Raw genomic sequence first — 15943 nt, 5'->3', positions numbered from 1 at the left:
GCTGCCCCTTGGGTAAGCGGTGGAACGCGGCGTCGCTCAGATCCCAGCTGGTGGCGATCATCATGCTGCTCATGATCGTCACGGTGGGCATCACGGGCCTCGCCACGGTGTCGCTCCTCCGTGACGGGCTCGTGAACCGCCTCGACCAGGAACTCGGCAACAACATCCGGCTCGTCACCGCCCAGCTCTACCTTCCCGAGCAGACGTCGGACGGCGCCGTGCTGCGGTACTACGGCGCCCTGCTCGACGCGGACGGGCAGGTCATCGCGGAGAACCAGCCGGACGTCAGCGGCGACCTGCCCGACCTCACCGGCCTGACCCGGGAGCGCATCGCCGACCTCGACCAGGACGGCTTCGACGTACCGAGCACCGAGCAGGGGAGCCAGGACTGGCGCGTGCGCGTCTTCCCCTTCAGCAACGCGGACAACTACGTCGCGATCGCCACGCGTCTGACCACGGTCAACGACTCACTGCAGGAGGCGACGGAGATCATCTTCACCTCCGGCCTCGTCACCACGGCCCTCGCCTCCCTGATCGCGTTCGTCGCGGTGACCCGCCAGTTCGCCCCGCTGGCGCGCGTCGAGCGGACGGCCGCGGCGATCGCGGCCGGGGACCTCTCGCGGCGCGTCGCCGTCGAGCGGCCCGCCACGGAGATCGGCCGCCTCTCCCGCTCCCTGAACGCCATGCTCTCGCACATCGAACGGGCCTTCGCCGCACGCACGGCGTCCGAGACGAAGATGCGGCGTTTCGTCTCCGACGCGTCCCACGAGCTGCGCACCCCCCTCGTGACGATCCGCGGCTATTCGGAGCTGTACCGGCACGGCGCCCTGCAGAAGGACGAGGACATCGCCGCAGCGATGGGCCGGATCGAGAGCGAGGCCATCCGCATGGGCCAACTCGTGGAGGACCTCCTCACCCTCGCGCGGATCGACGAACAGCGCCCCCTCGAGGTCAGGCCCGTGGATCTCAAGGTGCTCGCCCACGACGCCGCCTTCGATGCCCGTGCCACGGCCCACGACCGTTCCATCACGGTGATCGGGCTCGACGGCGGCACCCCCCGATCGGCTCCGACCGCAGGGGACGAGGCCCGCCTGCGCCAGGTCATCGCCAACCTCATGACCAACGCGCTGCGCTACACGCCCGAGGGATCACCGATCGAGATCGCCGTCGGGGTGGCGCCCGTCCTGCACGGACACAGCGACTCCGTCATCGAGGTGCGCGACCACGGTCCGGGCATCTCGGAGGACGACGCCGCGAAGGTCTTCGAACGCTTCTACCGCGCCGATTCCTCGCGGTACAGGGAGACGGGCGGAACGGGTCTCGGGCTCGCCATCGTCGCGGCCCTGGTCGCGCAGCACGACGGGACGGTGCGGCTGGAGGAGACGGCCGGCGGCGGCGCCACGCTGAGCATCCGACTGCCCCACACACCGGCCGGTCCCGCCGAGGACCATGGGCAGGAACTCCCCGGTGGCGTGGCGGGCAATGGACTGCGGGCCGGCCTCACGGAGGCACCCGCCGAGCGGCACGCGTTCTCTCCTCCACAGCAGCCGCCCGTCGGACCGGTTGTCCACAAGAGGCCCGACGGCCCCTGATCCCGGAGCGTCCTGCCCTAGCGTCGTGGGGGTCAAGGAAGCGCGAGCACACGGGAGCACAGCATGGCATTCTTCAACGTAGACACCGACAGCCTGGCCGCGAAGAGCAGCCAGGTCCAGGGCACCATCTCCAGGCTCCAGGCAGAGGTCAACTCCATGCAGGCCGGCCTGCGGGAGCTCGAGGGCCTCTGGACGGGCCAGGCCGCCACCAACTTCCAGCAGCTGATCATGCAGTGGCGGGCCACCCAGCAGCAGGTCGAGGAGTCTCTCACCGGGATCAACGAGGCACTGAACGTGGCGACACAGCAGTACGTGGAGGCGGAACTGAGCAATGCACGGATGTTCATGAGCTGACGCCGCCCGTTCCACGCGGGGGGCACGACGGCGCAGCGCCGCCAACGAGAGAGGGCGGCACCCCCTTCCGGGAGTGCCGCCCTCTCGTGCTGCGCAGGTGCGGTCAGCGGCGGGTGGGGGCTAGAAGCCGCCCATCCCACCCATGCCGCCCATGTCGTCGCCGCCGCCGGCAGGAGCTGCCTTCTCCGGCTTGTCGGCCACGACGGCCTCGGTGGTGAGGAACAGTCCTGCGATCGACGCTGCGTTCTGCAGGGCCGAGCGGGTGACCTTCACCGGGTCGTTGACCCCGGCGGCCAGCAGGTCCTCGTACTCGCCGGTCGCTGCGTTGAGGCCGTGACCCGCGGGCAGGCCGCGGACCTTGTCGACCACGACGCCGGGCTCGAGGCCCGCGTTGAAGGCGATCTGCTTCAGCGGGGCGTCGATGGCCACGCGGACGATGTTCGCGCCGGTCGCCTCGTCGCCCGTGAGCTCGAGGTTGGCGAACGCCTTGGCGCCGGCCTGGATGAGGGCCACGCCGCCACCGGCGACGATGCCTTCCTCGACGGCTGCCTTCGCGTTGCGGACGGCGTCCTCGATGCGGTGCTTGCGCTCCTTGAGCTCGACCTCCGTTGCCGCTCCGGCCTTGATGACCGCAACGCCGCCGGCCAGCTTGGCCAGGCGCTCCTGCAGCTTCTCGCGGTCGTAGTCGGAGTCGGAGTTCTCGATCTCGGCACGGATCTGGGCCACGCGGCCGGCGATGGCGTCGGCATCGCCGGCACCCTCGACGATGGTGGTCTCGTCCTTGGTCACGACGACCTTGCGCGCGGTACCGAGCAGGTCGAGCGTGGCGGTCTCGAGCTTGAGGCCGACCTCCTCGGCGATGACCTGGCCACCCGTGAGGATGGCGATATCGGCCAGCTGGGCCTTGCGGCGGTCACCGAAGCCCGGGGCCTTGACGGCGACGGACTTGAAGGTGCCGCGGATCTTGTTGACCACGAGGGTCGCGAGGGCTTCGCCTTCGATGTCCTCGGCGATGATCAGCAGCGGCTTGCCGGACTGCATGACCTTCTCGAGGACAGCGACGAGGTCCTTCACGTTGCTGATCTTCGAGTTGACGATCAGGATGTAGGGGTCTTCGAGGACCGTCTCCTGGCGCTCTGCGTCGGTGACGAAGTAGCCCGAGATGTAGCCCTTGTCGAAGCGCATGCCCTCGGTGAGCTCCAGCTCGAGGCCGAAGGTGTTCGACTCCTCGACGGTGATGACGCCTTCCTTGCCCACCTTGTCGAGCGCCTCGGCGATCAGGTCGCCGATCTGCTTGTCACCGGCCGAGATGGAGGCGGTGGCAGCGATCTGCTCCTTGGTCTCGATTTCCTTGGCGGAGGCGAGGAGCTCATCGGTGACGGCCTTGACGGCCTTCTCGATGCCGCGCTTGAGGCTCAGGGGGTCCGCTCCGGCTGCGACGTTGCGCAGGCCTTCCTTGACGAGTGCCTGGGCGAGCACCGTGGCGGTGGTGGTTCCGTCGCCGGCGACGTCATCCGTCTTCTTGGCAACTTCCTTGACGAGCTCCGCGCCGATCTTCTCGAACGGGTCGTCGAGTTCGATCTCCTTGGCGATGGAGACGCCGTCGTTCGTGATGGTGGGGGCGCCCCACTTCTTCTCGAGGACGACGTTGCGGCCACGGGGGCCGAGCGTTACCTTGACGGCATCAGCGAGGATGTTGAGGCCTCGCTCGAGGCCGCGGCGGGCCTCTTCATCAAAAGAAATGATCTTGGCCATAATGGCGTAGGTCCTTTCGGGGACGGTTGCATTTCAGCACATGAATGCGTGCCTGCGTGTGGTGCCCGCGACGGCCGGGCAGTACTCGGACGATCTCTTTCACGCCCGGGGCACCACCCCCACCACAGAGGTTTGCCTGCTTCACCCACCACGCGCATCCTTAGCAGTCTGCGCGCGCGAGTGCTAACTCAATAATTAGCACTCCCACCCCCCGAGTGCAACCTGTCGAGGGGCCCGCGCAGGGCCTCCCGGATGCTCCCCTGCCGACCTGCCGCGCCGGTGGCAGCGCCTGCCGTAGCGCGGATTCACCTCAGGGCATAGGTTGGGCGGACAACAAGCCATGGGAGGCATCGTGTCGACGTCAGCAACCGGCCCGGACAACGGGGAGCACAACGAGCAGGGCGCAGGAAGCACGGGGGGCGAGTCTGCCGGCGTGCCGACACCGGTAGATCCGGCACAGTCCGGCCGGCCCTATACGCCGCCCTACCCCGGTTACGGCCAGAGCAATGATGCGCGACCGGGCTACGACGGCGGCACCACCTCGCGCGGTCGCGGCCAGAGCGATGACGCGCGACCGGGCTACGACGGCGGCACCACCTCGCCGGGCTACGGCCAGGCCCCGTCACCGTACCCGTCCGCGCAGCAGCAGGGACCGTATCCCCAGGGCCAGTACCAGCAGTCGCCCTAGGCGCAGGCACCCTACGGCCAGGGCGGCTACAACCAGGGGCCCTTCGGCCAGCCCTACGCACCGCAGAAGTCCCGCGTGGTGGCAGGCGTGCTCGGCATCCTGCTCGGATCGCTCGGGATCCACCGCTTCTACCTCGGCTTTACGACGATCGGCATCATCCAGATCCTGATGTCCACCGTCGGGGCAGTGTTCACCTTCGGGCTCAGTGCCATCGCTGCAGGGATCTGGGGGCTCATCGAAGGCATCATGATACTGGTCGGCTCCGAGCAGTTCCGTCGGGACGCGCAGGGCATCCCGCTGAAGGACTGACCCTCACGGCTCCGGGCGGCGCAGCCGCTCGGAGCGGGTGGTCCCGAGGACGAGACCGCCATATACGGGGATCCCCGGATGAGCGTGCCGTCGAGGTTCGCCCGGCGGATCTACTGGAACTCGGGGCCGAGCACCTCGGAGACGTCCGGCGAGACGTCGGCGCTGTCGACGAGGTCCGTGATCCCGAGGTCCTTCGCCACGGCTTCGGCTACCACCCGCTGCTCCTCGCCGTTGTAGAAGACCACGGACGTGTCCACGGGGGCTCCCGCCCAGTTCCCGGGGAGGACCGAGCCCCACCCCTCCTCGGCCAGGCGACCGGCGGCGACCGAGGCGAGTCCCGGCGAGCCGGTGCCGTTGAGGATGTTGACGGTCTGGGTCCGGTCGACGCCGTCGACCCCGTCCACCTCGTCGTTGTCCGTCGGCGAGGCCGATGCGCCGGCGGCAGCCGTCGGCGAGCTGCCGTCCGTCGCACCGTCGCCAGGTGTGGCGGAACCCGCCGGGGCTGCGGATGCGGAGGGGGCTCCGGACTCCTGCGAGGGGCTCCCGGCAGCTGCCGGAGGTGCAGCCGTGTCGCCACCGACGATCCCGAGTCTCGGCAGGATGAAGTAGGCGCCGAGGCCGATCAGCAGGGCCAGGATCCCGACGGTGATCTTCAGGGCGAGACCGCTCGACCCGGCGGGGATGAGCCGTTCACGATGAACACCCTGGCGCTCCGACGTCTCCGAGACCCTGTCGAACTCGTCGCGCGGGTGCTCTGTCATGGGCGGGAGGGTCCTTCGCTCGTGGAGACCGGTGCGGTCTAGATGTCCGCGCCCAGGCGGCGTGCCGACCGGGTCTTCTGGCGGGTCGATCGCAGGCGGCGGAGCCGCTTCACGAGCATCGGATCGTGGGCCAGCGCGGCCTCGGTGTCGATGAGTGCGTTGAGCAGCTGGTAGTAGTGCGTGGCGGACATGGTGAAGAGGTCGCGGATGGCCTGCTCCTTGGCGCCGGCGTACTTCCACCATTCGCGCTCGAGGGCGAGCATGCGCTGCTCACGATCCCCCAGTTCGAGTGTGCGGCCCTCGGTGGGTCCGTCATCGACGTGCCGCTGCGGCTCGGCCATGCCAGCTACCGCCTTCCGTCACAGTGCACATGCATCACCCCATGGTAGTAGGCAATTACACCGGTGTCATTCGAGCCGGAGGCGCCGGTGGGGCGGGCCAGAATGGACCCATGACCCACGACGACGGCGCCCTGTTCGACCTCCCTCCCCTGGATCCGGCCCCCCGCCGCGGCCGTCGGACGGATCCGGCTGCGCCCGTTCACTCCCCCTCCCCCCACGAGGCCGCCTTCCCCTTCCGGGCGCCCACGCCGGTCCGCGAGCTCGTGGATCCCGGGTGGGCCGCGGCTCTAGAACCCGTGGAGCCGGTACTCCACGCACTCGCGGCCTCCCTCGCCGCCGATCTGGACGCGGGGCAGCGCGTCCTGCCGGAACCGCGGGACATCCTCCGAGCCTTCACCACCCCGCTCGACACCGTCCGGGTGGTCATCGTGGGCCAGGACCCCTACCCGACGGCGGGGCACGCCGTCGGCCTCAGCTTCGCCGTCGATCCTGCGACACGGCCGATCCCGCGCAGTCTCGTCAACATCTACCGTGAGCTCTCCTCCGATACCGGAGCCCGGGTGCCGGCGTCCGGGGACCTCTCGGGGTGGGCGGAGCAGGGTGTGCTCCTGCTGAACCGCGTCCTGACCGTCCGCGCGGGTGAACCGGCGTCCCACCGGGGGCTTGGATGGGAACACGTGACGGACGCCGCCGTCCGTGCCCTCGCGGCGCGGGGCGGGCCGCTGGTGGCGATCCTGTGGGGGAAGGACGCGCTCCGGCTGAAGCCCCTCCTGGGCCCGACGCCGACGGTCGAGTCCGTGCACCCGAGCCCGCTCTCGGCGTCGCGCGGCTTCTTCGGCTCCCGCCCCTTCACCCGCGTCAACGAGCTCCTGGCGCAGCAGGGCGCCGGACCCATCGACTGGTCCCGCACCGCGGGCGCCCGCGGCGGGATCTGAAAGGCGAGGGAGAACCGCTCAGCGCCGCCGGTTCCGCTGGCGTTCGTTGGACCCGAGCTTGCGGGTGAACGGACGCGCCAGGTTGTCGCCGAGGACCACGCCGGCCGCGATCGCGAGCACCACGGTGAGGGCGTTGAAGAGCCCGAGGGCGCCGTCGTTCACCATATCGGCGTCCAGCGTGAGCATGTACATGGACCGGAAGATGGTCAGCCCGGGATACAGGAACAGGACGGCAGGAACGGCCACCACCAGTTGCGGCGCCCCGAGCCGGAGCGCGACGACGCGCGAGAGCGCCCCGATGAGCACGGCGGCGAGTGCGGGGGCGAGCCGGTACCCGACACCTGCGGACGTCGCCCCGATCAGCAGGAGATAACCGGCGACCGCCACGAGCGAGGTCGGGATCACGAGCTTGACGTCCGTCTGCTCGGCGATGCAGATCATCGCCACCGCCACGAAGGTCAGGACCGCCACCACGGGCCAGGGATACTGCGAGCCGGAGGATTCGAGGACCTCGAGCGGGGGGATCCCCAGGGCGCTCCCGGCGACGAGCGCGACGGCGATCCCGGCGACGAGGGCCGCGAACACGAGGACGGCCGAGAGGAACCGGCCGGCAGCCGTGACGGGGAACCCGTTGATGGCGTCCTGGGTGGCGGAGACGAGCCGGCCCGTCGGCAGGAGCAGCAGAATACCTCCCACCACCACGAACGCCGGGGAGATGGGAACCTGCAGCCACCAGAACAGCATGGCGATGAGCGTCACCAGCGCCGAGGACGTGGCGACCGAGAAGAACTCGGGCACGCGCCACTCGCCGAGTCTGCGACTCACGAGATCGACCAGGATGCAGCTGACGAAGCCGACGAGGGAGCCCAGGAGCGTACCGCCCACGAACGCGACGATGGCTGCGGAGAAGATCCCGAAGGCGGCTGTCACCATCCAGCGGGGGAACGGCTTGGGCCGGTGCGTGATCTCGTCGAGGCGCTGGGCGGCCTCGGTGCGGGAGACACCGCCGTCCGCGATGTCGGACACGAGCTGGTGGATGGCTGTCAGCCCCGCGTAGTTGTTGGTCCAGGACCTGACCACGCGCAGCACGGTGGTGGGCGTCTGGCCCTCGGCGGAGTAGTTGAGCACCACCGACTGGTTGGTGATGTCCACCTCGATGTTGTCGAGGCCGAAGGTGGCCGTGACCGCGATGATGCTGGTCTCGACCTCGAGCGCTCCGGCCCCGTACCGGAACATGGTCTCGGCCAGGTTGAGCGCGAAGTCCAGAGCCTTCCGCGCGCTCGCATCCGGGCCGCCGGCCTGGATCATGGGGTTCGCGTACGGACTCCCGGCCAGGCGCTCGACGATGCTCATGGCCTGCGTGGGCGGGGCCTCGCCCTGCACCAGTCGGCGCAGCATGCTGCGGGCAGCGGCGTTCGACCGGCTCGACGGCGGGAGGTTCTGGGGCGTGGCGGGGAGAGCGTCCGTGGGACGGGTGGCCGGCGGACGCTGGCGCCCCTGCCGCCCGGTCCTGCCGTCCGACGGTGCGCGCGTCCGGCCCTTGACACCCTTGGAACCGCCGCCCTGCGATGCCCCCTGTGAACCTGCTGCTGCAGCCTCTCCGGCCGCACGGCCCAGCTTCCGCTTCTCCTCGTCCGTCGGGTCGAAGGGGCGCCGGATCACGGGCAGGGCCTCCGCCACGGGCGAAGGATTGGTGGCCGGCGATCGGCCGTCCCCGGGGGTGGAACCGTCTTTCACGGCCGCCTTTCATGCATGCTGTGCCGCGGTGGTCCGCGGGACTCCTCAGTAGAAGGGTTGGTGGGTGCGGCGCCAGTGGATCTGGCGGGCCGCGCGCTCCGCGATCGTGTTCCACACACGATACTTCCAGCCGCTGACCACCAGGTCGTAGCAGCCGGCGTAGTCCGTGACCGTCTTGGTGAAGCTCGTCTTGAAGAGCCCCAGTCCGTGGTGCGGGTGGGTCGTGTCCTTGAGCCGGTCACTCGGCGGGGTGCCGCAGAAGTCGTACTCGACGATCCCGTACTCGTCCTTGAGGTCGTTGATGGCCGTCCACTGGACGAGGTGCGAGTCACCGTACTGCGTCCGGCCGGGACGTGATCCGCCGTCCTTGTAGGTGCCCTTCGAGCCGTAGTTGATGACGAAGGCTCCCACCGAGGGTTCGCCGTCCTCGTGGACGAAATAGAAGCGGCCCTGCCCGGCATCCACGAAGTTCTGCCAGAACCGGCTGTAGTACTCGAAGGACCGCATGCGCGCCGCCGACCTGTCCTCGACGTGCGACATGAGGGAGTACATGGCCCGGAAGGTGTCCTCCGTGGGCTCCATGCGCTGCACCTCGACGCCCTCGCGCAGGGCACGGCGCACCGCGTTGCGCCCGCGTGAATGCAGGTTCCTCAGCAGCTGGTTGGGCTCCGGCGTGGTGTCGAGGACGGCGGTGCTGTCATTGGGCTGCAGGTTGAAGGTCTTCACGAGACCGGCGGACCGGAAGGCCTCCCGCAGCTCAGGGCCGTCGACGAGGTCCGGCTCCACCTTGATCGCGAAGACGGGGTGCTTCTCGCGACGCGCCAGCTCCGCGACAGCCCGTGCCGCCGCCGGGACGTGCTCCGGCTGCGCGACCGCGGGCCCCTTGATGAGGTACCAGAGCGCCCCGACCACCGGCACCCTCTTCTCCAGGACGAGCACGTGGCTCGTGGAGCCGGCCCCGTCGAGGACCACGAAGCGAGGTCGCCACCCGTGGTGGGACTTCACCTCCGCGAACGCCATGGACTGCAGCATGTTGCCCCCGCCCGGATTCGCCATGACGAGGGAATCCCAGTCCCGCTGCTCTGCTCCGGTGGCGAAGCGGGCGCTGAAGTCTGTCAAGATTCCTCATTCACGGGTGGGCGGCTAGCAAAGGACGGCCCCAAGTCTACCGGCTGGGAACCCCGCGTCCCCGTCACGTGACGAGAAGTTGCCTCGGTAAACGGTTAAGCCTGTACGGCGGGTGATCAGGGTGGTTAGCATCAGGACCATGGACTTCAGATACCTCGGAAACAGCGGCTTCAAGATCTCGGAAATCACGTACGGAAACTGGCTCACGCACGGCTCGCAGGTGGAGAACGACGTCGCGACGCAGTGCGTGCGCGCCGCGCTCGACGTCGGCATCACCACCTTCGACACCGCGGACGTCTACGCCAACACGGCGGCGGAGACCGTGCTCGGCGAGGCGCTGAAGGGCGAGCGGCGCCAGTCCCTGGAGATCTTCACCAAGGTCTGGGGGCCCACCGGGCCGAAGGGCCACAACGACGTCGGACTCTCGCGCAAGCACATCATGGAGTCGATCGACAGTTCGCTGCAGCGCCTGCAGACGGACTACGTGGACCTCTACCAGGCCCACCGCTACGACTACGAGACCCCCCTCGAGGAGACGATGCAGGCGTTCGCGGACATCGTCCGGCAGGGCAAGGCCCTCTACATCGGCGTCAGCGAATGGAATGCGCAGCAGCTGCGCGACGGACACGCCCTCGCGAAGGACCTCGGTTTCCAGCTCATCTCGAACCAGCCCCAGTACTCGATGCTGTGGCGCGTCATCGAGGGCGAGGTCGTCCCGACGTCGGAGGAGCTCGGCATCTCGCAGATCGTCTGGTCCCCCGTGGCGCAGGGCGTCCTCACCGGCAAGTACCAGCCCGGCCGGCAGCCCGAGCAGGGCACCCGCGCCTCGGACGACAAGGGCGGCGCCGACATGATCAAGCGCTGGATGAGTGACGAGGTCCTGACGGGAGTGCAGGAGCTCGCCCCGATCGCCGACGGCGTGGGCCTCACGATGGCGCAGCTCGCGATCGCCTGGGTGCTGCAGAACAAGAACGTCGCCTCCGCGATCATCGGCGCGTCGCGTCCCGAGCAGGTCGAATCGAACGCCGTCGCCGCGGGCGTGAAGCTCGAGGACGACGTCCTGAAGGCCATCGACGACGCCATCGGCGGCCTCGCGGAGAGCGACGTCGCCAGGACGCAGTCACCCGAGACCAGACCGGTCTGATGGCGCCCCTCACGGTCGCCGTCACCGGGTCCAACGGCAAGCTCGGACGCAGCGTGGTGCGCGGCCTCCGCGAGGCCGGGCACACCGTCGTCGAACTGGACCAGCACGGGGAGCGCAGCCCGTCCTTCCTCCGGATCGACCTCCGCGACTACGGGCAGGTCGCCGATGCCCTCCACGGGGTCGACGACAAGTACGACGCACTGGATGCCGTGGTCCACCTCGGCGCGATCCCTGCACCCGGGCTGCAGGCCGACGCCGCGACGTTCCACAACAACATGACGGCCACGTACAACGTCTTCCAGGCGTGCCGTCGGGCCGGCATCAAGCGGATCGTCTACGCCTCCAGCGAGACGGTGCTCGGCCTGCCGTTCGACACCCCTCCTCCGTACATCCCGGTCGACGAGGAATACCCGGCGCGCCCCGAGAGCACCTACTCCCTCGTCAAGCACCTGGAGGAACAGCTCGCCATCGAACTGACGCGCTGGGACCCGGCGCTCAGCATCACGGCCCTGCGGTTCTCCAACGTGATGGATCCCGAGGACTACGCCGAGTTCCCGTCATTCGACGCGGACCCGTCGGGCCGGAAGTGGAACCTCTGGGGGTACATCGACGGCCGTGACGGCGCGCAGGCGGTGCAGAGGGCGCTCGAGAATGCGGCGCCGGGCTTCGACCGCTTCATCATCGCGGCCGCGGACACCGTCATGGGACGGCCGAGCGCCGACCTCGCCGCCGAGGTCTTCCCCGGTGTCGAGGTGACCCGGGAGGTGGTCGGCAACGAGACACTCCTGTCGATCGACAAGGCCCGGCGGGTCCTGGGATACGCCCCGCGGCACAGCTGGCGCGATCACGCCTGAGGTCTCGCGGCGGTCCGGGCTGCTGCACCAACTGTCGCCCTGGCCACTCCATCAGTAGGCTGATGATCGAACGATGCGCAGCACCGACGAAAGGCAGAGAAGATGACAGAGAACCTTCCCGATGAGGAACTGACCATCGTGGGCGAAGAGCCCGAGGTGCCGAACGATTCGCTGGCGCCCGAGGCCTTCGACCCGGTCCTCGAGGGCCAGCCGGACGCCTACCAGGACGCGGCGGAGCTGAACCCGGACCGCTGGCAGGAGGATCCGCTCCTGCAGGACGAGCCCGGAGTCACGGAGTCCGGAGCCGACGAGAACGGCGTGTCCGGAGTGGGCGAGGAGGGCACGCTCAGTGACCAGACGCTGCGCGAGGAGACCGCCGAGGCACGCTACGAGCACGGGGACGAGCAGTACCCGCCGGAGGAGCCCATGCTCGGCGAGGCAGCGGCGGATGTCGACTTCGGCATGATGGAGGACGACGACGTCGACGCGAGCGACGACCCCGCCAACCGCGGCGGTTCACCGCTCAACGCGATGGACCAGGAGGACATCCGGTAGCGGACGGTCCCGTCGCACCAGCACCACGGACGAAGCCCCGGACAGGACACCTGTCCGGGGCTTCGTCGTCCCGCATCCGGGTCGGGATACGGCTCAGCCCTCGCTGACCCCGGTGCGTCCGGCGTGCAGGGCGGCAGGGGCGGCCGGCGGTCCGTCCACGGCGCAGTGGCTCGGATGCTCGGTCTCCGGGGTGTGCGTGTTCCGAATGGTGAGCGCCGCGAGGACACCGCCTGCGACGAGCACCACGGCCCCGATGATGCAGGCGGTGTCGAAGCCCGCCTCGAAGACCGCAGGGTTGCTGTAGGCGTCACCCGTCAGGCCGGCGGCGGCGGGCAGGACGGCGATCGCGATCAGGCCGGCTGCCCGGGCGACGGCATTGTTCACGCCCGAGGCGAGGCCTGCCTGGCGTTCCGGCACTGCTGACAGTGCCGTGGACGTCAGGGGGGCCACGAGGAGTGACAGCCCGAGTCCAAGGACGAGGACCGGTGGCAGGACGTCCACGAGGTAGGACGCCCCGGGGCCGATCCGCAGCATGAGCACGAGAGCCACCGCGCACACCAGCGGCCCGACCGCCATCGGTATCCTCGGTCCGATGCGTGAGCTGAGCTCCCCCGCGCGGGGCGAGAGCACCAGCATCAGCGCCGTGATGGGCAGCATCGCCGTCCCCGATGCGACCGGGCTGAATCCGGCGACGACCTGCAGGTGGACCACGAGCAGGAAGAAGATCCCACCGAACACCGCGTAGATGAGGAACGTGACCGCGTTGGCCGCGCTGAACTGCTGGTTGGCGAAGATGCGCAGCGGCAGCATGGGGTGCTCGGCACGCCATTCGACGACGAGGAACGCGACGGCGGCGACGAGCCCCAGCACGCCCGAGGCGAGGACCGCCGGGGCTCCTGCTCCCTGCGTGGGCGCCTCGATCAGGGCGTAGGTGGTCCCTGCGAGCGCGATCGCGCCGAGCGCCGCCCCGGCCACGTCGAGACCGCCGGTCGCGTCGGCGTCGCGCGTCTCCGGCACGTGGCGTGCGGCGATCCAGACGACCGCTGCCGCGATGGGCACGTTGATGAGGAAGATCCAGCGCCAGGACACGCTCTCGACGAGCCAGCCGCCGAGGAACGGACCGATCGCCGTCGCGACCCCGCCGAGGCCCGACCATGCTCCGATGGCCCGCGCCCGGTCCTCACCCGAGAAGCTCGCCTGGATGATCGCGAGGCTGCCCGGGGTGAGCAGGGCACCGCCCACCCCCTGCAGCGCCCGGGCAGCGATGAGCAGGCCGGCGTCGGGCGCCAGCCCGCAGAGCAGGGAGGCGACGGCGAACCAGATGACCCCGACGACGAAGATGCGCCGGCGCCCGAACCTGTCGCCGAGGGATCCGCCGAGCAGGATGAACGAGGCGAGCGTCAGCGTGTAGCCCGTCACGATCCACTGCAGGGCGGCGAAATCCGTGCCGAGTTCGGCGCCGATGGTCGGGAGCGCGACGTTGACGACCGTCGCGTCGATGCCCGCGATGCCGGACCCGAGGACCGTGGCGAGCAGGATCCACCGACCCGCGGCCGTCTTCATCCGGATCTCACTCATGTCGCATCAACGCCTCACCGACCTCATGTCCCGCCGGGCCGCGGGAACACGCACAGTGTCGCACCGTCGTCGCCCCGGCACCATCACCCCTCTGCCGGTCGAACGGTCGGGGCCGGCGAGGCCCGCCTGCCCGCCGTGACGAGCACCACAGATGGAATAGCACCCGGCGACGCCCGGTTACCGACGGGTAGGACATCCCCCCCCCCCCCCCCCCCCCCCCCACCCACCCCCCCGGCGCCACCCCCCCCCCCCCCCCCACCCCCCCCCCCCCCCCCCCCCCCCCCCCCCCCCCCCCCCCCCCCCCCCCCGCAGAAAGCAGGACCCGTGAAGCTGTTCTCCCCGCTCACCCTCGGCACGCTCGAACTTCCCAACCGCGTCGTCATGGCACCGCTGACCCGCGTCCGCTCGGGCGACGCCGGCATCCCCGGCGACATCGTCGTCGAGCACTACCGCCAGCGTGCCTCGCTGGGACTGATCGTCAGCGAGGGCACCTACCCCAGCCACGCCGGCCAAGGCTTCCCGGGCCAGCCCGGCCTCGTCGAGGACGAGCAGCTCGCCGGGTGGCGGCGCGTCACCGACGCCGTCCATGCCGACGGCGGACGCATCGTGGCCCAGGTCATGCACGCCGGCCGCGTCACCCACCCCGACACCAACGGCGGGTACGAGGTGGTGGCGCCGAGCGCGATCGCCATCGAGGGCACCACGCGCACGAGCACCGGCAAGCAGCCCTATCCCGTTCCCCACGCCCTGACCACCGCGGAGCTTCCGGGCATCATCGAGGAATTCGTGACCGCGTCACGGCGGGCGATCGAGGTCGCAGGGTTCGACGGCGTCGAACTGCACGGCGCCAACGGCTACCTCCTCCACGAATTCCTCTCACCGGGATCGAACCAGCGGGACGATGCCTACGGCGGCTCGCCGGAGAAGCGGGCGCAGTTCGTCATCGACCTCGTCACCGCGGTCGCCGAGGCGGTCGGCGCCGAGAAGGTGGGCCTGCGCATCTCGCCGGAGCACAACATCCAGGACGCACTCGAGACGGAGGCCGCCGACGTGCATGCGACCTACGGGACGGTCGTCGACGCGCTCGCCCCACTCGGCCTGGCCTATCTCAGCATCCTGCACGCCGAGCCCACCGGTGCGTTCGTCCAGGACCTGCGGACGCGCTTCGGCGGTCCGTTCCTCATCAACAGCGGATTCGGTGTCATCACGAACCGCGAGGAGGCGATCTCCATCATGGAGGACGACATCGGTGACGCCGTCGTCGTCGGTCGACCCGCGATCGCCAATCCGGACCTCGCCCGTCGCTGGCGGGAGAACCTGCCGGAGAACGAGCCCGACCCCTCGACGTTCTACTCGACGGGCGCCGAGGGCTACACCGACTACCCGTTCTACGACGGTTCGGTGAACGCCAACTAGGTACCGGCACGGCGGGTCGCGCCGGAGGCGTCGCAAGCACCTTCGCTACGGCCCTCGGTGACGGCGTGATCAGGAGGAGGCACTCCCGCCCGCCGCGGGGGCGCCTCCTGCGCGTGGGCCCCGCTGCCTGGTGAGCGCCCGCTGCCGGAGCCAGGCACCGACGGCCCGTTGACGCAGGACCAGCCAGCCCACGAGCAGCGCCGCTGCCAGATGGGTGTGCAGCAGGAGCATCACCTCCGGAGAATGGCCACCGGAGCCTCCGGCCCCCACCGGCACATCGGCTCCGTGATGACCGGCCGGTCCCGCGACGGTCGACGACGGCGCAACCGCAAGCCCCTCGAGCAGCCAGTGCAGGATCTGCTGGCCGGCTCCCAGCAGGAGCAGCAGGGCCCAGCCCGGGAGGCGCCCGAGCACCACGAGGGTGGCAGCCAGCACCGCGAGCGACGCCAGCCCGGCGAGGATGGGTGGACTCGGCAGGACGCCGCCGGACGCGGCATGCGCCACGATCCCGAGGGCGACGGAGCCGAGCCCTGCGGCTGCGGCTCCCGCGATCCGGACGCGACGGTGCACGATGCCGGGAGCATCGGCGGTCCGCGATCCGGCCACCCCGGCGGCCGTTCCCGCGGTCGGCGGCCCCGCAGCCGCACCGCTGGCCCCTCCGCCCTCCGTGCCGATGACCACGTCGGTGTCCGTGACGGTGTGCGAATCCATGGTCTGATCGTAAGCATGCTGATCACATCCCGCCACGGCATTCCTGCCGGTGATACCGGCCCGCTCAGGTCCGTACACTGACGGT

General features: G+C 69.9%; 16 protein-coding genes. 9 read left to right on the top strand and 7 right to left on the bottom strand.

What is annotated here, in order from left to right; all coding sequences use genetic code 11:
* Nucleotides 1–50 precede the first annotated feature (50 nt).
* Both FNH21_RS14655 and FNH21_RS14650 read left to right on the top strand, forming a co-directional pair.
* Nucleotides 51–1592: a sensor histidine kinase gene (locus FNH21_RS14655; RefSeq protein ID WP_338403301.1), complete on the top strand. Its 1542-nt coding sequence runs from the start codon at nucleotides 51–53 to the stop codon at nucleotides 1590–1592.
* A gap of 63 nt (nucleotides 1593–1655) precedes the next feature.
* Nucleotides 1656–1946, top strand: coding sequence for a WXG100 family type VII secretion target (locus FNH21_RS14650; RefSeq protein ID WP_152816820.1), 291 nt, complete (start codon nucleotides 1656–1658; stop codon nucleotides 1944–1946).
* A gap of 120 nt (nucleotides 1947–2066) precedes the next feature.
* Here the strand turns inward: FNH21_RS14650 and groL are convergent, their stop codons facing one another.
* Entirely contained in the window at nucleotides 2067–3701 is a 1635-nt protein-coding gene (groL, locus tag FNH21_RS14645) for a chaperonin GroEL (protein ID WP_152816819.1), read from the bottom strand.
* 352 nt (nucleotides 3702–4053) lie between these two features.
* Here groL and FNH21_RS14640 point away from each other — a divergent pair, with 352 nt between their 5' ends.
* Nucleotides 4054–4389: a hypothetical protein gene (locus FNH21_RS14640; RefSeq protein ID WP_152816818.1), complete on the top strand. Its 336-nt coding sequence runs from the start codon at nucleotides 4054–4056 to the stop codon at nucleotides 4387–4389.
* A gap of 75 nt (nucleotides 4390–4464) precedes the next feature.
* Nucleotides 4465–4698 carry an NINE protein gene (locus FNH21_RS14635; protein WP_191932026.1) on the top strand — a complete coding sequence of 78 codons (234 nt, stop codon included), beginning with the start codon at nucleotides 4465–4467 and terminating at the stop codon, nucleotides 4696–4698.
* Between the two features lie 110 nt (nucleotides 4699–4808).
* On the opposite strand, the gene FNH21_RS14630 is transcribed toward FNH21_RS14635, so the two are convergent.
* On the bottom strand, nucleotides 4809–5459 hold the full coding sequence (locus FNH21_RS14630) for a LytR C-terminal domain-containing protein (RefSeq protein WP_152816817.1): 651 nt from the start codon (nucleotides 5457–5459) through the stop codon (nucleotides 4809–4811).
* Nucleotides 5460–5497: 38 nt separating this feature from the next.
* Entirely contained in the window at nucleotides 5498–5800 is a 303-nt protein-coding gene (locus tag FNH21_RS14625) for a DUF3263 domain-containing protein (protein WP_055769498.1), read from the bottom strand.
* Nucleotides 5801–5910: 110 nt separating this feature from the next.
* On the opposite strand from FNH21_RS14625, the gene FNH21_RS14620 reads away from it, so the two are divergent.
* On the top strand, nucleotides 5911–6735 hold the full coding sequence (locus tag FNH21_RS14620) for a uracil-DNA glycosylase (protein ID WP_152816816.1): 825 nt from the start codon (nucleotides 5911–5913) through the stop codon (nucleotides 6733–6735).
* Nucleotides 6736–6753: 18 nt separating this feature from the next.
* On the opposite strand, the gene FNH21_RS14615 is transcribed toward FNH21_RS14620, so the two are convergent.
* Together FNH21_RS14615 and FNH21_RS14610 are read right to left on the bottom strand one after the other, a co-directional pair.
* Nucleotides 6754–8472, bottom strand: a complete 1719-nt coding sequence (locus FNH21_RS14615; RefSeq protein ID WP_338403300.1) for a threonine/serine exporter family protein — start codon at nucleotides 8470–8472, stop codon at nucleotides 6754–6756.
* 45 nt (nucleotides 8473–8517) lie between these two features.
* Nucleotides 8518–9591: a lipid II:glycine glycyltransferase FemX gene (locus FNH21_RS14610; RefSeq protein WP_152816815.1), complete on the bottom strand. Its 1074-nt coding sequence runs from the start codon at nucleotides 9589–9591 to the stop codon at nucleotides 8518–8520.
* 148 nt (nucleotides 9592–9739) lie between these two features.
* Here FNH21_RS14610 and FNH21_RS14605 point away from each other — a divergent pair, with 148 nt between their 5' ends.
* The 3 genes from FNH21_RS14605 (at nucleotide 9740) to FNH21_RS14595 (ending at nucleotide 12153) form a co-directional block, all read left to right on the top strand.
* A complete protein-coding gene (locus FNH21_RS14605; protein WP_152816814.1) occupies nucleotides 9740–10744 on the top strand; it encodes an aldo/keto reductase family protein in 1005 nt (334 codons plus the stop codon).
* The gene (locus FNH21_RS14600) at nucleotides 10744–11598 is read left to right on the top strand and encodes an NAD-dependent epimerase/dehydratase family protein (protein WP_152816813.1); all 855 of its coding nucleotides are present in this window, start codon (nucleotides 10744–10746) and stop codon (nucleotides 11596–11598) included. Before FNH21_RS14605 ends, FNH21_RS14600 begins: the two co-directional genes overlap by 1 nt.
* Before the next feature lie 102 nt (nucleotides 11599–11700).
* Nucleotides 11701–12153: a hypothetical protein gene (locus FNH21_RS14595; RefSeq protein ID WP_152816812.1), complete on the top strand. Its 453-nt coding sequence runs from the start codon at nucleotides 11701–11703 to the stop codon at nucleotides 12151–12153.
* A 93-nt stretch (nucleotides 12154–12246) separates the two neighbouring features.
* Here the strand turns inward: FNH21_RS14595 and FNH21_RS14590 are convergent, their stop codons facing one another.
* Nucleotides 12247–13731, bottom strand: a complete 1485-nt coding sequence (locus FNH21_RS14590; RefSeq protein WP_152816811.1) for an MFS transporter — start codon at nucleotides 13729–13731, stop codon at nucleotides 12247–12249.
* 324 nt (nucleotides 13732–14055) lie between these two features.
* Between FNH21_RS14590 and FNH21_RS14585 the strand changes: the two genes are divergently transcribed.
* Nucleotides 14056–15147: an alkene reductase gene (locus FNH21_RS14585; RefSeq protein WP_191932025.1), complete on the top strand. Its 1092-nt coding sequence runs from the start codon at nucleotides 14056–14058 to the stop codon at nucleotides 15145–15147.
* A 69-nt stretch (nucleotides 15148–15216) separates the two neighbouring features.
* On the opposite strand, the gene FNH21_RS14580 is transcribed toward FNH21_RS14585, so the two are convergent.
* The gene (locus FNH21_RS14580; protein WP_152816810.1) at nucleotides 15217–15858 is read right to left on the bottom strand and encodes a hypothetical protein; all 642 of its coding nucleotides are present in this window, start codon (nucleotides 15856–15858) and stop codon (nucleotides 15217–15219) included.
* Nucleotides 15859–15943 lie beyond the last annotated feature (85 nt).

Source organism: Arthrobacter bussei, from assembly GCF_009377195.2.
Lineage (GTDB): Bacteria > Actinomycetota > Actinomycetes > Actinomycetales > Micrococcaceae > Arthrobacter_D > Arthrobacter_D bussei.
The sequence above is the reverse complement of the archived record's forward strand: the minus strand, read 5'-3'. Positions and strand labels throughout refer to the sequence as shown.

What these genes read in the sequence shown, in the direction of transcription:
- FNH21_RS14650 (WP_152816820.1), top strand. Translation starts at nt 1,656, where the DNA reads ATGGCATTCTTCAACGTAGACACCGACAGCCTGGCCGCGAAGAGCAGC.
- groL (WP_152816819.1), bottom strand. Translation starts at nt 3,701, where the DNA reads ATGGCCAAGATCATTTCTTTTGATGAAGAGGCCCGCCGCGGCCTCGAG.
- FNH21_RS14630 (WP_152816817.1), bottom strand. Translation starts at nt 5,459, where the DNA reads ATGACAGAGCACCCGCGCGACGAGTTCGACAGGGTCTCGGAGACGTCG.
- FNH21_RS14625 (WP_055769498.1), bottom strand. Translation starts at nt 5,800, where the DNA reads ATGGCCGAGCCGCAGCGGCACGTCGATGACGGACCCACCGAGGGCCGC.
- FNH21_RS14620 (WP_152816816.1), top strand. Translation starts at nt 5,911, where the DNA reads ATGACCCACGACGACGGCGCCCTGTTCGACCTCCCTCCCCTGGATCCG.
- FNH21_RS14605 (WP_152816814.1), top strand. Translation starts at nt 9,740, where the DNA reads ATGGACTTCAGATACCTCGGAAACAGCGGCTTCAAGATCTCGGAAATC.
- FNH21_RS14600 (WP_152816813.1), top strand. Translation starts at nt 10,744, where the DNA reads ATGGCGCCCCTCACGGTCGCCGTCACCGGGTCCAACGGCAAGCTCGGA.
- FNH21_RS14595 (WP_152816812.1), top strand. Translation starts at nt 11,701, where the DNA reads ATGACAGAGAACCTTCCCGATGAGGAACTGACCATCGTGGGCGAAGAG.
- FNH21_RS14590 (WP_152816811.1), bottom strand. Translation starts at nt 13,731, where the DNA reads ATGAGTGAGATCCGGATGAAGACGGCCGCGGGTCGGTGGATCCTGCTC.
- FNH21_RS14580 (WP_152816810.1), bottom strand. Translation starts at nt 15,858, where the DNA reads ATGGATTCGCACACCGTCACGGACACCGACGTGGTCATCGGCACGGAG.